Consider the following 14,159-nt stretch of genomic DNA (forward strand, 5'->3'; position numbering starts at 1 on the left):
GCGGGCCCCGCGGGCGAGCCCTTGACGAGCGGTCGCCGCGGCGGGACCTCGTCGGGCGGCACCGGAGTCAGGCGAAGCCCAGCCGCACGAAGGTGCCGATGTCGGCGAGCTCCGCCTGGCTCACGCCGTGGGCCACGCCCTCGTAGACCCTCGCGTCGAGCGCGGTGTGCGCCGGGAACCACTCCGCCGCCGCCGCGACCAGCTCCGGCGGGATCACGGCGTCCAGTGTGCCGCGCCCCCAGAACACCGGCGGACGCTCCTCGGCGAGGACCTCGTCGGCCGCGTCGCCCTCCGCCAGCGGCACCACGAAGCCCGAGAGGGCCACCGCGAACGCGAACCGCCCGGGGGCTCGCCGCAGCAGCTGCACGGCCAGTGCCGCGCCCTGCGAGAAGCCGAGCAGGCCGACAGGACCGTCGTGCTCGAGCGCGTCGAGCCAGTCGAGGACGCCCTGTGCGGCCTCCTCGACCGCGACCGGGTCGGCCCGGGGCTGATCCGGATCCAGCGGCACCCGCAGCGGCCACCAGGCGTTGGCGCCGCCGTCCAGGGCCAGTGGCGCCCGGAGCGAGGCGAGCACCGGCTCCAGCGGCAGGTAGGCGCCGAGCGAGAACAGGTCGCCCTCGTGCGAGCCGTAGCCGTGCAGGAGCACCAGGAGGGGCCGCCCGGCCCGGTCCTTCGCGGAGGAGGACCACAGCACCGCGTTCGCGTCGATTCCCATCCGACCATCATCGCCGAGCCCGCCGGGTGCGAGCCGAAACCGGACTGACATGAACGTCGGGTAAGAATGGCCCTATGAGCGTGCGTACCCCTGATCCCAACTCCGGGTGGCTGTCCGACGATGAACTCGCCGAGATCCGCCGTCGGCTCCCGCTGCTGTACGTCGAGGCGGTGCCCGTCCGCGTCGACGGACTCGGCCAGGTGACCGAGGTCGGGGTGCTGCTCCGGGCGACCGCCTCGGGGCAGATCACGCGCACCATCGTCTCCGGCCGGGTGATGTACGGCGAGACCCTCCGCGACGCGCTCTTCCGCCACCTCGAGAAGGACCTCGGCCCGATGGCGTTCCCGCTGCTGCCGGCCAGCCCCCTGCCCTTCCACGTCGCCGAGTACTTCCCCATGCCCGGCATGGGCCCCTTCACCGACGACCGGCAGCACGCCGTCTCGCTCGCCTACGTCGTCCCCGTCACCGGCACCTGCGACCCCCGCCAGGACGCCCTCGAGCTGACCTGGATGACCCCCGACGAGGCCTGCTCCGACGCCGTCTCCGCCGAGATGGAGGGCGGGCGCGGCGCCTTGCTGCGGGCAGCGCTCGCATCCGTAGGGAAGCTCCGCTGAAGGAAGGCCCGCAGCGTGCCTTCTCGCGCGCCGCGGGGCGGCGCGCCGCGGTCGGCTCTCGCAGATGGTCGGGTTCCGCAGAGCGTCCGACGTCCGCCTAGCGGAATTCGCTGGCACGCGAATTCCGCTTACGGCTCGAAGCGCGCTCTCGCACCGGTACTCGGGGTGAGGGGCTTCGCGTACGCCGGCACGAATGATCCGCCTCCACTGAGTCGTCCGGTGCGGCGCGGGGCGGCGCGCGACATGCTGGCCGAGTAGCGCGGAGCGCGTCTCGAGCGGCGAAGCCGCTTCGCGTCTCGGGGCGCACGGAAAGGACGCGCCGCGCCCCTTCTCATGCTGGTCGAGTAGCCCCGCAGGGGCGTATCGAGACCCGCCACCACCAGCAGGGCGGGTCTGCAGGCTCGCGTTCTGACGGTGGTGGATCTCGATACGCCCGCTCCGCGGGCTACTCGATCAGCATGGTCATCCCCTCACTCATCAGGTGAACTTTCCTAGGAGACCCGCCGTGACCTGGCAGGCATCGTCCGCGGTCCTCTGGTCTCAGAGGTCTCGGTGCGGGCGGGCCGCGCTTGCGCGCGAGCATTCCGACGAGAGGTGCGCCTCAAGCGGGCGACCCGTACACAACGAAGGCTGAAGAGCGTTCTCACGTCCTTTTTCGTGCGGAGCGGGCGGTTTAGCCTGAGTTGTGCACACCGCTGACGACTGAGAGACGACGAAGGCCGGGAGCCCGACCCGCGACTGCGTCGCGGGAGGACTCCCGGCCTTCTTCATGTCTCTTCGTGCAGTCGTCCCGGCACGCGCACGTCGTCAGACGCTGCGCCCCGGACCAGCCGCCCCTCACGAGGCGGAGCGGCGATTCGCGTGCCAAGCGAATCGCCGTAGCCGGTGCCGAGACGCTCCAGGGAACGCAACCACCCGCCCTGCCGACTGCGGCGCGCCGCCACGCGGCGCGCAAATCGGCTCAGCCCTGCGCGCGTCGCGCAGGGCGGCGCTCGGCGCCGGCCGGGGCGGAGCTGCTGGAGCCCGAGCCGGTGCTGTAGTACGAGCGCGAGCCGCCCGAGGTGGTCGCTGCGGCGGCGGAGCGGCCGCGGCCGCCGCGCTGTCCGCCGCGAGCGGCGCCGTCGGAGCTTCCGCCGGTGCCGCGGCGGGGACGGTCGGAGCCGGCGCCGGCGGGAGCCGCCGAGCGCTCACCGCGTCCGCCGCGGGGGGCGGTGCCGCCGTCGGTGCGTGCGGCGCGCTTGCGCTGCGCGTTGGCGCCCTGCGAGCGGCCGCCCTGCGACTGGCCGCGGACGGGCTCGACGACGGCGGTCGGGGTGACGTACGCCGCGACGTCGCCGACGAGCTTCGACACGGCGGCCGAGTCGGCGGTGACGAGCTGCGGGGTGACCTGGATGGCGGCCTTGCGCAGGAGCGTCTTCACGTCGCCGCGCTGGCTGGGCAGCACGACGGTGACGACGTCGCCCTCGCTGCCGGCGCGGGCGGTGCGGCCCGAGCGGTGCAGGTACGCCTTGTGCTCCATCGGCGGGTCGACGTGGATGACCAGCTCGACGTCGTCGACGTGCACACCGCGGGCGGCGACGTCGGTCGCGACGAGCACCTTGACGGTGCCGGCGCCGAAGGCGGCGAGGTTGCGGTCGCGGGCGACCTGCGAGAGGTTGCCGTGCAGGTCGACGGCGGGGATGCCCTGGCCGGTGAGCTGCTTGGCGAGCTTCTTCGCGTGGTGCTTGGTGCGCATGAAGAGGATGCGGCGGCCGGTGCCGGACGCGAGGGTCTTCACGAGGGCGTTCTTGGCGTCGAGGCCGTCGACCTCGAAGACGTGGTGGGTCATCAGCGCGACGGGCGAGTTCGCCTCGTCGACCGAGTGCAGCACCTCGTTCTGCAGGTACTTCTTGACGAGCTTGTCCACGCCGTTGTCGAGCGTGGCCGAGAACAGCAGGCGCTGTCCGCCGCGGGGGGTCTTGTCGAGGATGCGCGTGACGACGGGCAGGAAGCCCAGGTCGGCCATGTGGTCGGCCTCGTCGAGCACGGTGATCTCGACGGCGTCGAGGTTGACGAAGCCCTGCTTCATGAGGTCCTCGAGGCGGCCGGGGCAGGCCACGACGATGTCGACGCCCTGCTTGAGCGCGGCGACCTGGCGCTGCTGCGAGACGCCGCCGAAGATCGTGGTGGTGACGATGCCGTAGGCGTCGGCGAGCGGCTGCATGGCCGCGGTGATCTGCGTGGCGAGCTCGCGGGTCGGCGCGAGGATCAGGCCGAGCGGGCGGCCCGGGCGGTGGCGTCCGCCGGCGAGGGCGCCGCCGAGGCGGGCGACCATCGGGATGGCGAACGCGAGAGTCTTGCCGGAGCCGGTCTTGCCGCGGCCGAGCACGTCGCGGCCGTTCAGGGTGTCGGGGAGCGTGTCCACCTGGATCGGGAACGGCTCGGTGATGCCGTTCGCGGTCAGGGCGGTGACGAGGGGTGCGGGGACGCCGAGAGCGGCGAAGGTGGGGATGGTCGACATGGATGGTGCCTTTCGGGGCATCATGCCGATCTGACAGCGCAGGCGGTGGCCGGGCGCGGGTGATCGGCTGTTCGGGCGAAGGTGACGGTGGTCACATCCGTTCGCCGTACGAAGCGGTGCGCGCGGCCGGGGGCCTCATGCACGTGCGCCAGATGGTCGGGATCCAGAGGGATCCGCAACGGAAAATGGGCGTTCTACGACGCGGGGGAGCGCAGTCGTCGCGCTCGCACCCTTCCACCCTAGTGGGTGCCGATCCATCCCCGCATGGTCGACTGCACGCGGGAGCCGTCGAGGTCGGCCAGCTTCAGACCGACGAAGTCCCGCGCCCAGTCCGAGGTCTGCACCCGGAAGGGCGGCTCCGGGTCGCGCAGGGTCTGCAGGATCACCGCGGCCACATCGGCCGGCTCCTGGGCGTGGGTGGAGGAGAAGGCCGACGCCGTGCGGTCGAGGTAGGCGCCGAGCGCGCCGGCGTAGGGGCCGGCCTCGGCCGTCAGTGCGGAGGAGTCGATGCCGACCTTCTCGACGAAGCTGCTGCGGACGGCGCCCGGCTCGATCAGCGAGACGTGCACGCCGACGGCCGCGGCGACGGGCGCGAGCGCCTCGAAGAAGCCCTCGATCGCGAACTTCGCGGCGCAGTAGTCCTCGTTGAAGGGCTGGCCGACGGCGCCGCCGACGCTCGACACGGTCACGATCCGCCCGCGCGAGGAGCGCAGCAGCGGCAGCGCGGCGCGGGTCACGGCGACCGTGCCGAAGAAGTTGACCTCCATCACGCGGCGCAGCTCCGCCGGGTCCTCGAGCTCGGTGATGCCGACGTGGCCCGCGCCGGCGTTGTTCACCAGGACGTCGAGTCCGCCGTGCACGGACTGGATCCGCTCGAGGCACGCGGTGACCGAGTCGGCGTCGGTGACGTCGAGCCGCTGCACGTCGAGCTCCACCCCGGCACCGCCGATCGCCTCGCGGAGTCCGTCGGCGTGCTCCACGTCGCGGACCGTCGCGACCACCTGCCAGCCCGAGCGGGCGGCCTCGATCGCTGTCGCGCGGCCGATGCCGGTCGAGGTTCCGGTGACGAGGAGGACGGGTCGGGGCATGCTGATTCCTGCTTTCCGGCGCGGGGACGCGCCGCCCGGAGGCTATCGGCGGAGCCTCCGAGAACGGTCAGCATCGGCGGGCGGGATCTCGATGCGCCCTCTCCGAGGGCTACTCGATCAGCATGTCGCCGCGCCGTCAGCCCTTGTAGCGCTCGCCCACCGGCACCTCGACCGGCAGCGTGTTGCCGGCCTGCGCGAGCGGGCAGGCCCAGGCCGGGTCGTACGCGCAGGAGGGGTTGTAGGCGAAGTTGAAGTCGAGCACGAGCGTCGACGGCGTCGCTCCGGTGCCGAGGTCGGCGCCCTTCACGGTGTCGAGCAGGTAGCGACCGCCGCCGTAGGTGCCGCCCGGAGTGCCCGCCAGCGCGTCCTTGACGGGCACGAAGAGCCCGCCGCCGTAGGAGCCGAGCTTCCAGACGTCCAGGGTCCCTGCGGAGGGGACCTCGACGGTCCCGACCAGCTCGAACGGCACGACGCCGTCCGTCCCGGTCTCCACGTCCATCCGCCGCGCCTCCTCGGCCGGCGCGACCTCGAGCTCGAACCGCCAGGCCGCGTCGTACGGCGCGATCGGCAGCGAGCGGAAGTGCGCCCGGTCGGCGGGCAGCAGGGGAGTGGCGGGGTGGCGGTCGAACAGCGCGTTGCGCGCCCGGATCCACGACGCGTGCGCGGCCAGCAGGTCGACGTTCGACAGCCTGCGGACCTCGGCGTACATCGCCTGGACGTGCCGGCGCCAGTCGGCGACCTCGATGGCGGAGGCGAGCCGGCGCCGCGGCGACACGGCGTCCTCGTCCTCGCTGCCGTCGTCCTCGCCGGAGGGCCAGCGGAAGCGCAGCAGGTCCGCGCGGGACAGCTCGACGGCCTCCTCGGCCGATCCGTCGGGGCTCACGGTGCGTCCTCTCCTCGGGGGCGGGTATCGGCGCCGACGTCATGGCGCCAGGTCGGAGCCAGCGCGCGGATGCGGATCCCGCGCCACTGCCAGAACGCCCACATCGACGGCCAGAGCGCCGGCGAGGCGAGCCCGGCGCTAAACTCCAGCCGGTCGCGGAAGAGCGTCCGCCCGTCGGGGAGCGGCGCGACGGCCATCCGGTGGTCCCACGCGGTGATCAGCCGCAGCGCGCCCGAGAGCGGAGCGCCGTTGTCGCGGAGGATCCGGACGTCGGGCATCGACGGGACACGGCGGTAGGAGAGGTCGATCTCCTGCGCGCCCATCGGCACGATCCCGAGGGCGTCCATCGCGACGTCGTGCGGCCCGAGGCCCCAGGTCGGCCGGAAGCCGCCCTCGTCCAGGGACGCGGCGGTCAGGAACGGGGACATCACCTCGCGGAACACGGCCGGACTCTGCAGGGCGCGCCAGGCGGAGTCGGGGTCGGTGTCGAGCACGTGCTTGAGCATCACCTTCACGGAGTCCATCCTCCTCCGGGTTCTCCCGGGCGGGAACCGGGTGCGCGCCGGGCCGCGGGCGTGTAGGCGGCGGCGGAGCGGTCGGTACCGTGGAGGAGTGAACGCCGCGCTCCCCGACTCCGACCGCACTGCCGCCGCCCCGGCCGCCGCCCTCGACCAGGGCTCGTACCAGATCCGCTTCGACTGGGGCGCCCGCGGCCTCCGGGCCCTCGCCCCGGCGCACATCACCGTGCTGGTCGACGCGCTCCCCGGGGGAGCGGACGACGCGATCGACGCCGACGGGATCGACGGCCACGTCGTCCGCGCCGGCCTCGCCGACCGCACCGCCGTGGCCCGCTGGATCCTCGAGCGCCAGCACGAGAACGGCGGCCGGACCAGCGTCAACGTCGTCGCCGTCGGCGAGGTCGACGCGGCGGGCGAGCCGCGCTTCGCCGTGGAGGACCAGCTGGCCGCGGGCGCGCTGATCGACGCCCTGATCGGGCTCGGCATCGACCACGTCTCACCCGATGCGGCCGTCGCGTCCGCGTCCTACGAGGGTCTCCGCCGCGCCTGCGTCCACCTGCTGACCGCCTCCGCCACGGGCCGCCTGCTCACCGCGCGCGGCCGCGGGGCCGAGATCGCCGCCGCCGCCCGCGTGGACACGGTCGACACGGTGACGGTCCTGCGCTCCCCGCGCTGACGGACCGGACCTGAGCGTCTCCGCAAGGGCCCCGGCCGCGCTCGACCCGCGGGGGCGGGGCGGCGTAGCGTTCCCCGGGAGCGGAGGACCGCCTCCGCCGACCGTCTCCGCGACAGGAAAGCTGGCCCGAATGAAAGCCGTCCTCAACGACGTCGTCATCGCCGACGCCCCCGACTCCGATCTCATCTCCATCGAGGGCAACTGGTACTTCCCGCCCACGAGCGTGAACAACGACTACCTGGTGCCGAGCAGCACCCAGTACACCTGCCCGTGGAAGGGCGAGGCCCAGTACTACGACGTGAAGTCCGACGACGGGATGCTCAAGGACCGCGCCTGGTCCTACCCGACGCCGTACCCGACCGCGTTCGACCGCGTCGGCAAGGACTTCTCGGGCTACCTCGCGTTCTGGAAGGACGTGAAGGTCGTCGACTAGCCCTCGGCGCGGTCCGCGCGCTCGGCGCTCCGGCGCCGGTGCGCGCGGACCTTCGCCCGGTTGCCGCAGCGCTGCATCGAGCACCAGCGCCGCGAGCCGGCCCGGGAGGTGTCGAGGTAAAGGATCCGGCAGTCCTCCGCGTCGCAGCGGCGCAGCCGCCCCGGAGTGCCGCCGCCCAGCAGATCGACCGCCTCGCGGGCGAGGGTCGAGAGCGCCTGCCGCGCCGCCGCGTGCGAGCGGCCCGCCTGGCGCGAGCCGCCGGAGAGCGACGGCGGCACGTCCGGCATCGCGGCGAAGAGGTTGACGACGTCGACGTCCGCCGGGTCGCCCGCGGCACCGCGTTCAGCGGCGACGGCCAGCCGCGACACCGCGCCGCGGAGCATCAGCGCGTCGTCGAGCCGCGCGTCGCGGGCGGAAGCGTCGACGGCGTCGAAGCGCTCCGCGAGCCACGCCGCCAGGGCCTCGTCGGAGTCGAGGCGCTCGCCGGCGATCCCGCGCATCGGTCCGGTGCAGGCGAAGTCGAGCGCGAGGCTCCCGGAGTCGAACCACCAGCGCAGTCCGCCCGCGTCGACCAGCCACTGCCCGGTGCTCGGCACCCGGCCGCGGACGACGCGGTGCGGTGCGCCCTCGCTCACGCCGAGCGCTCGCTCGCGGCCGGTCGCGCCGGCACCTCGCGGCGCCGCCACTCGATCGCGTTCGCGGGCTCGAAGCGCCGGGCGCACTTCCCGCAGGCCAGCGGCCGGCTCGGCCTGCGGTGCCGGTAGAAGAGGTGCCCGCTCGGGCAGCTGCCGACCCACGGCGCCAGCTCGTCCGCGGTCGGATTGCTGTGCGTGCGGTCGCCGGTGTAGCCCAGTGCCGTCGCCGCCCGCCGCCAGGCCGGACCGTGCCCGGCCTTCGGGCCGGCGAGCGCGTGCGCGACCTCGTGCAGCAGGGTCTGGTGCACCTCCTCGTCGCTCCACCGGGCGGCGAGGTGCCGCGAGACGGTGATGCGCCGGTCCTTCCAGTGGCAGGCGCCGCCGCGGGTGCGGGCGTGATCGAAGGCGAAGCTCCACGAGTCGTCCAGGTGCTCGCGCAGCAGCGCGTCCGCCCAGCGGGCGACCTGGTCGAGCTCAGCCATCGGTCGGATCGGCTCCGGGGCTCAGGCCTCGTCGCCCTCGGCGCGGCGGCGGCCGCGCACGGCGCCGTCCGCCCGGGGGCCGCGGGTCGACTCGTCCTGGAACTCGGAGGCGGCGGCGAAGCCGAGGCGCGCGACCTCGAGCTCCTCCTCCTCCACGCCGACGCGCTCGCCGAGCGCGGTCGCCGCGTCGAAGTCGCGCGCCGCCTGGCTGTACTCGCCGCTCTCGAAGAGCGCGAGTCCGCGGTGCTTGAGCGCGAAGGAGTGCTCGACGTGCCACTCGTGCGTGCGCGCCTCCTCGACGCAGAGGGTGAGCTCCGAGAGCGCCTCGTCGGAGCGGTCGCGCAGCTGCATCAGGCGCGCGCGGCGGACGCGCGCGGTGAGCAGCTCGGCGCGGTCGCCGGAGAACCGGGTGCGGCGGACGGCCTCGGTGGCGATGTCCCAGGCCTCGTCGAGGCGGCCGAGCAGGCGCAGCAGCTCGGCCTTCTCGGTGAGCGCGGCGAGGGAGCGCAGCGCGCCGATCTCCTCCAGGCGGTCCTGGGCGGCGTCGACGTCGATCTCCTCGCGGAGCGTCGCGGGGTCGTGGCGGATGATGATGCTCAGGGCGGTTCTTCCTCGTGGATGCGGATCCGGATCGGCGCACGCGGCGGCGAGAGGACGGAGGGGGCTCTGGCCCCCGTCCACTGTACGGGCAACCGGGCCGGGGCGCCCGGCCCGGGCACGCTCAGCCCCGGCGACGCTCCTCAGCCCCGGCGACGCTCCTCAGCCCCGGCGGACCTGGAAGATGCTGCGCGCCGGCAGCGGCGAGGGCGTGGCGGTGTCGTCGGTGACGACCGAGGCGCCGCCGAGGAAGTTCTCCAGCTCGCGTCCCTGCACCAGCTTCGCGGGCGCGGGATCGGAGGCGAGCCGCCGCGGCAGCCCGTCCACCGGCAGCGGGGAGGGCGAGGCGAGCATCACCACGTTGCCGAAGCGCTTGGCCTTCAGCATCTGGGTGTCGGTCATGATCGCCGTGTGCGCGAAGACCGCCGCGAGCGTGGCGGCCTGCGCCCGGGCGAAGGCGAGCGCCCCGCCGTCGGCCACGTTCACCGCCACGACCCCGGTGGGCGCGAGCAGCGGAGCGATCTCGCGGTAGAACTCGGCGCTCGTGACGTGCGCGGGCGTCCGGGCCCCGGAGAAGATGTCGACCACGACGACGTCGACGGTGCCGAGCAGCCCCGGCGGCAGCTTGCCGAGCACCTCGCGGGCGTCGCCCTGGCGGATCCGGATCTGCGCGCCGCGGGGCAGCGGGAGCGCCTCACGCACGAGGTCGACCAGCGCCGCCTCGATCTCGACGACCTGCTGGCGCGAGCCGGGCCGGGTCGCCGCCACGTAGCGCGGGAGGGTCAGCGCGCCGGCGCCCAGGTGCAGCGCCGTCACCGCTTCGCCCTCGGGCGCGAGCAGGTCGATCGCGTGGCCGATCCGCCGCACGTACTCGAAGGAGAGGTGCGTCGGGTCGGCGAGGTCGACGTGCGACTGCGGGGTCCCGTCGACGACGAGGGTCGCCGCGTCGGCGGAGTGCCGGTCGGGCTCGATCTGCGCGAGGAACCCGCTGGCGAGCACGGCGCGGGGGTGCTCGGAGTCGTCGCCGCGTCGGCGACCGGTGCGTTCGGCCATCCGACCAGTCTGCCGTGCCGCGCAGGAGAGGAGGCGGAGGGGAGAGGCGGAGCGGGAGAGGCGGGGAGGGCGGGACCCTCGACCCGGCCGTATACCCGAGGCCCGTGCCGGACGCAAGCACCTGCACTTGCGCGGCGTGGCGCAGTGCATCTATAGTTGTACTTTGCGCTCCCGAGTGCCGAGTCGTCATATTGCGGTCGACCAGCCATCGGAACCCGGCATCAGATGGTGGATGCCGATGCCACACTCTAGCCCCCGCCCCGAAGGCCGCGTCAAACCGGTCGCTTCGTCGCTGCGGCCGCGTCACCGCGGTCACGGAACGGGGAGCAGGACGTGTCGGCCCGCCCGGCGGGAGCCCACTCCACACATCCCACAGATTGAGACCCGCGAGGGTCTACGGAGGTTCCTTCCTTGGCTGCTGCGCCCAACGCAACCACCACCTCACCCAAGAACGGACGCGGAGCTTCGCGTCTCTCGTTCGCCAAGATCAGCGACACCCTGACGGTTCCGGATCTGCTCGCGCTGCAGACCGAGAGCTTCGACTGGCTCGTCGGCTCGGAGGCGTGGAAGACCCGCGTCGCTGAGGCGAAGGCCGTCGGCCGGGAGGATCTCCCCGCCAACTCCGGACTCGACGAGATCTTCGAGGAGATCTCCCCGATCGAGGACCTCAGCGAGACGATGCAGCTGAGCTTCACGAACCCGTACCTCGAGCCCGAGAAGTACACGATCGAGGAGTGCAAGGAGCGCGGCAAGACCTACGCCGCTCCGCTGTACGTCGAGGCCGAGTTCATGAACCACCTCACGGGTGAGATCAAGACCCAGACGGTCTTCATGGGCGACTTCCCCCTGATGACCGAGAAGGGCACGTTCATCATCAACGGCACCGAGCGTGTCGTCGTGTCCCAGCTCGTCCGCAGCCCGGGCGTGTACTTCGAGCGCCAGCAGGAGAAGACGTCCGACAAGGACATCTACTCCGCCCGCGTCATCCCCAGCCGCGGTGCCTGGCTCGAGTTCGAGATCGACAAGCGCGACCAGGTCGGCGTCCGCATCGACCGCAAGCGCAAGCAGTCGGTCACCGTCTTCCTCAAGGCCCTGGGCCTGACGAGCGAGGAGATCCTCGAGCAGTTCGCCGGCTACGAGTCGATCGAGCTGACCCTCGAGAAGGACAACATCCTCACCAAGGAGGACGCCCTCCGCGACATCTACCGCAAGCTCCGCCCGGGCGAGCAGGTCGCCGCCGAGGCCGCCCGCGCGCTGCTGGACAACTTCTACTTCAACAGCAAGCGCTACGACCTCGCCAAGGTCGGCCGCTACAAGATCAACCGCAAGCTCGGCATCGACAAGGCGCTGTCCGACTCGGTGCTCACGGTCGAGGACATCATCGCGACCATCAAGTACCTGGTCGCGCTGCACGACGGCCGCACCAACCTGCCCGGTGTGCGCGACGGTGCCGCGGTCGACCTCCGCCTCGACGTGGACGACATCGACCACTTCGGCAACCGCCGCATCCGCGCGGTCGGCGAGCTCATCCAGAACCAGGTCCGCACCGGCCTGTCCCGCATGGAGCGCGTCGTCCGCGAGCGCATGACCACGCAGGACATCGAGGCGATCACCCCGCAGACCCTGATCAACGTCCGCCCCGTGGTGGCCGCGATCAAGGAGTTCTTCGGCACCTCGCAGCTGTCGCAGTTCATGGACCAGAACAACCCGCTCGCGGGTCTGACCCACAAGCGCCGCCTGTCGGCGCTCGGCCCCGGCGGTCTCTCCCGTGAGCGCGCCGGCGTCGAGGTCCGCGACGTCCACCCGTCGCACTACGGCCGCATGTGCCCGATCGAGACCCCGGAAGGCCCGAACATCGGCCTGATCGGCTCGCTCGCGTCCTTCGCGCGCATCAACTCGTTCGGCTTCATCGAGACGCCGTACCGCAAGGTCGTCGACGGCGTCGTCACCGCGCAGATCGACTACCTCACCGCGTCCGAGGAGGACGAGTACCTGGTCGCCCAGGCGAACGCCCCCCTCACCTCCGACATGCGCTTCGCCGAGGGCAAGGTCCTGGTCCGCCCCAAGGGCGGAGAGGTCGAGCTCGTCGACGCCGAGCGCGTGCACTACATGGACGTCTCCCCGCGCCAGATGGTGTCGGTCGCGACCTCGCTGATCCCGTTCCTCGAGCACGACGACGCGAACCGCGCGCTCATGGGCGCGAACATGCAGCGTCAGGCCGTCCCGCTGCTGCGCAGCGAGTCGCCCGTCGTCGGAACCGGCATGGAGGGCTTCGCGGCCATCGACGCCGGCGACGTCATCACGGCCGACAAGGCCGGCGTGGTCCAGGAGGTCTCCGCCGACTCCGTCACCGTCCAGCTGGACGAGGGCGGCACGCAGACCTACTTCCTGCGCAAGTTCGACCGCTCGAACCAGGGCACCTCGTACAACAACCGCGTGGTCGTCTCCGCCGGTGAGCGCATCGAGGTCGGCGAGATCGTCGCCGACGGTCCCGCGACCGAGAACGGCGAGCTCGCGCTCGGCAAGAACCTGCTCGTCGCGTTCATGCCGTGGGAGGGTCACAACTTCGAGGACGCGATCATCCTCAGCCAGAACCTGGTGAAGGACGACGTCCTCTCCTCGATCCACATCGAGGAGTACGAGGTCGACGCCCGCGACACCAAGCTCGGCAAGGAGGAGATCACCCGCGACCTCCCCAACGTCAGCCCGGAGCTCCTGGCCGACCTGGACGAGCGCGGCATCATCCGCATCGGCGCCGAGGTCCGCCCCGGCGACATCCTCGTCGGCAAGGTCACGCCCAAGGGCGAGACCGAGCTCTCGGCCGAGGAGCGCCTGCTCCGCGCGATCTTCAACGAGAAGAGCCGCGAGGTCCGCGACACGTCGCTCAAGGTGCCCCACGGCGAGCAGGGCACGATCATCGGCGTCAAGGTGTTCGACGCGCAGGACGGCGACGACGAGCTCGGCTCGGGCGTCAACCAGCGCGTGGTCGTCTACATCGCCCAGAAGCGCAAGATCACCGAGGGCGACAAGCTCGCCGGCCGCCACGGCAACAAGGGCGTCATCTCGAAGATCCTGCCGGTCGAGGACATGCCGTTCCTCGCCGACGGCACCCCGGTCGACATCGTGCTGAACCCGCTCGGCGTCCCCGGCCGGATGAACTTCGGCCAGGTCCTCGAGATCCACCTCGGCTGGATCGCGAAGCAGGGCTGGAAGGTCGACGGCAAGCCCGAGTGGGCCAAGCGCCTGCCCGAGCACGCCCGCGAGGCCGCTCCCGGCACCAAGGTCGCCACCCCGGTGTTCGACGGTGCGGCGGAGGAGGAGCTCGCAGGGCTCCTCGACTCCACCACCCCGACCCGCGACGGCGAGCGCCTGATCGGCTCGTCCGGCAAGACGCAGCTGTTCGACGGCCGCTCGGGGGAGCCCTTCCCGGACCCGGTCTCGGTCGGCTACATGTACATCCTGAAGCTGCACCACCTCGTCGACGACAAGATCCACGCGCGCTCGACGGGCCCGTACTCGATGATCACCCAGCAGCCGCTCGGTGGTAAGGCGCAGTTCGGCGGCCAGCGCTTCGGCGAGATGGAGGTGTGGGCCCTCGAGGCCTACGGTGCCGCCTACGCGCTGCAGGAGCTCCTCACCATCAAGTCGGACGACATCCTCGGCCGCGTGAAGGTGTACGAGGCCATCGTCAAGGGTGAGAACATCCAGGAGCCGGGCATCCCGGAGTCCTTCAAGGTCCTCATCAAGGAGATGCAGTCCCTGTGCCTGAACGTCGAGGTCCTCTCGGCCGACGGCACCGCGGTCAGCCTGCGCGACACGGATGACGAGGTCTACCGCGCCGCGGAGGAGCTCGGCATCAACATCTCCTCCCGGTTCGAGTCGTCCTCCGTCGACGACATCTGATCCCGCGCCAGCATCTGACGACTCCCCGTCTCTGACGAGACACCCTGTTTTCCGACAAGGAG

The 14,159-nt window shown here is 72.2% G+C and carries 13 protein-coding genes; 4 read left to right on the forward strand and 9 right to left on the reverse strand.

Annotated features, from left to right (window positions below; genetic code table 11):
• Nucleotides 1-67: 67 nt before the first annotated feature.
• Nucleotides 68-715, reverse strand: coding sequence for an alpha/beta hydrolase-fold protein (locus EDF17_RS02430; RefSeq protein WP_123445015.1), 648 nt, complete (start codon nucleotides 713-715; stop codon nucleotides 68-70).
• A gap of 74 nt (nucleotides 716-789) precedes the next feature.
• Here EDF17_RS02430 and EDF17_RS02435 point away from each other — a divergent pair, with 74 nt between their 5' ends.
• On the forward strand, nucleotides 790-1,329 hold the full coding sequence (locus tag EDF17_RS02435) for an NUDIX hydrolase family protein (protein WP_123445016.1): 540 nt from the start codon (nucleotides 790-792) through the stop codon (nucleotides 1,327-1,329).
• A 961-nt stretch (nucleotides 1,330-2,290) separates the two neighbouring features.
• Here EDF17_RS02435 and EDF17_RS02440 read toward each other — a convergent pair.
• The 4 genes from EDF17_RS02440 to EDF17_RS02455 all read right to left on the reverse strand — a co-directional run bounded on the left by EDF17_RS02440 (nucleotide 2,291) and on the right by EDF17_RS02455 (nucleotide 6,324).
• Nucleotides 2,291-3,829: a DEAD/DEAH box helicase gene (locus tag EDF17_RS02440; protein WP_123445017.1), complete on the reverse strand. Its 1,539-nt coding sequence runs from the start codon at nucleotides 3,827-3,829 to the stop codon at nucleotides 2,291-2,293.
• Nucleotides 3,830-4,068: 239 nt separating this feature from the next.
• Nucleotides 4,069-4,917 (reverse strand): SDR family oxidoreductase, encoded by an 849-nt coding sequence (locus tag EDF17_RS02445; RefSeq protein ID WP_123445018.1) that lies wholly within the window; start codon nucleotides 4,915-4,917, stop codon nucleotides 4,069-4,071.
• Nucleotides 4,918-5,053: 136 nt separating this feature from the next.
• Nucleotides 5,054-5,626, reverse strand: coding sequence for a DUF1684 domain-containing protein (locus tag EDF17_RS02450; RefSeq protein WP_123445360.1), 573 nt, complete (start codon nucleotides 5,624-5,626; stop codon nucleotides 5,054-5,056).
• A gap of 170 nt (nucleotides 5,627-5,796) precedes the next feature.
• Nucleotides 5,797-6,324: a hypothetical protein gene (locus EDF17_RS02455; RefSeq protein ID WP_217274397.1), complete on the reverse strand. Its 528-nt coding sequence runs from the start codon at nucleotides 6,322-6,324 to the stop codon at nucleotides 5,797-5,799.
• Nucleotides 6,325-6,412: 88 nt separating this feature from the next.
• On the opposite strand from EDF17_RS02455, the gene EDF17_RS02460 reads away from it, so the two are divergent.
• Nucleotides 6,413-6,994 carry a 2-phosphosulfolactate phosphatase gene (locus EDF17_RS02460; RefSeq protein ID WP_166649582.1) on the forward strand — a complete coding sequence of 194 codons (582 nt, stop codon included), beginning with the start codon at nucleotides 6,413-6,415 and terminating at the stop codon, nucleotides 6,992-6,994.
• Between the two features lie 130 nt (nucleotides 6,995-7,124).
• Complete coding sequence (locus tag EDF17_RS02465) at nucleotides 7,125-7,427, forward strand: DUF427 domain-containing protein (protein ID WP_123445021.1); 303 nt, start codon at nucleotides 7,125-7,127, stop codon at nucleotides 7,425-7,427.
• Here the strand turns inward: EDF17_RS02465 and EDF17_RS02470 are convergent.
• The 4 genes from EDF17_RS02470 to EDF17_RS02485 all read right to left on the reverse strand — a co-directional run bounded on the left by EDF17_RS02470 (nucleotide 7,424) and on the right by EDF17_RS02485 (nucleotide 10,194).
• Nucleotides 7,424-8,062, reverse strand: coding sequence for a CGNR zinc finger domain-containing protein (locus tag EDF17_RS02470; protein ID WP_243732767.1), 639 nt, complete (start codon nucleotides 8,060-8,062; stop codon nucleotides 7,424-7,426). The genes EDF17_RS02465 and EDF17_RS02470 overlap by 4 nt on opposite strands.
• Complete coding sequence (locus EDF17_RS02475; protein ID WP_123445022.1) at nucleotides 8,059-8,544, reverse strand: SprT-like domain-containing protein; 486 nt, start codon at nucleotides 8,542-8,544, stop codon at nucleotides 8,059-8,061. The genes EDF17_RS02470 and EDF17_RS02475 overlap by 4 nt, the downstream gene beginning before the upstream one ends.
• A gap of 21 nt (nucleotides 8,545-8,565) precedes the next feature.
• Nucleotides 8,566-9,225: a hypothetical protein gene (locus EDF17_RS02480; RefSeq protein WP_185019941.1), complete on the reverse strand. Its 660-nt coding sequence runs from the start codon at nucleotides 9,223-9,225 to the stop codon at nucleotides 8,566-8,568.
• A gap of 78 nt (nucleotides 9,226-9,303) precedes the next feature.
• Entirely contained in the window at nucleotides 9,304-10,194 is an 891-nt protein-coding gene (locus tag EDF17_RS02485) for a fused MFS/spermidine synthase (RefSeq protein WP_123445023.1), read from the reverse strand.
• 411 nt (nucleotides 10,195-10,605) lie between these two features.
• Here EDF17_RS02485 and rpoB point away from each other — a divergent pair, with 411 nt between their 5' ends.
• The gene (gene rpoB, locus EDF17_RS02490; protein ID WP_123445024.1) at nucleotides 10,606-14,097 is read left to right on the forward strand and encodes a DNA-directed RNA polymerase subunit beta; all 3,492 of its coding nucleotides are present in this window, start codon (nucleotides 10,606-10,608) and stop codon (nucleotides 14,095-14,097) included.
• The last annotated feature ends 62 nt before the right edge of the window (nucleotides 14,098-14,159 follow it).

The organism is Rathayibacter sp. PhB1 (genome assembly GCF_004362935.1).
GTDB classification, from domain to species: Bacteria; Actinomycetota; Actinomycetes; order Actinomycetales; family Microbacteriaceae; genus Rathayibacter; species Rathayibacter festucae.

Coding starts and splice junctions, on each gene's coding strand:
- EDF17_RS02440 (WP_123445017.1), bottom strand. CDS start 3,829: ATGTCGACCATCCCCACCTTCGCCGCTCTCGGCGTCCCCGCACCCCTC.
- EDF17_RS02485 (WP_123445023.1), bottom strand. CDS start 10,194: ATGGCCGAACGCACCGGTCGCCGACGCGGCGACGACTCCGAGCACCCC.
- EDF17_RS02455 (WP_217274397.1), bottom strand. CDS start 6,324: ATGGACTCCGTGAAGGTGATGCTCAAGCACGTGCTCGACACCGACCCC.
- EDF17_RS02475 (WP_123445022.1), bottom strand. CDS start 8,544: ATGGCTGAGCTCGACCAGGTCGCCCGCTGGGCGGACGCGCTGCTGCGC.
- EDF17_RS02430 (WP_123445015.1), bottom strand. CDS start 715: ATGGGAATCGACGCGAACGCGGTGCTGTGGTCCTCCTCCGCGAAGGAC.
- EDF17_RS02450 (WP_123445360.1), bottom strand. CDS start 5,626: ATGTACGCCGAGGTCCGCAGGCTGTCGAACGTCGACCTGCTGGCCGCG.
- EDF17_RS02445 (WP_123445018.1), bottom strand. CDS start 4,917: ATGCCCCGACCCGTCCTCCTCGTCACCGGAACCTCGACCGGCATCGGC.
- EDF17_RS02465 (WP_123445021.1), top strand. CDS start 7,125: ATGAAAGCCGTCCTCAACGACGTCGTCATCGCCGACGCCCCCGACTCC.
- EDF17_RS02435 (WP_123445016.1), top strand. CDS start 790: ATGAGCGTGCGTACCCCTGATCCCAACTCCGGGTGGCTGTCCGACGAT.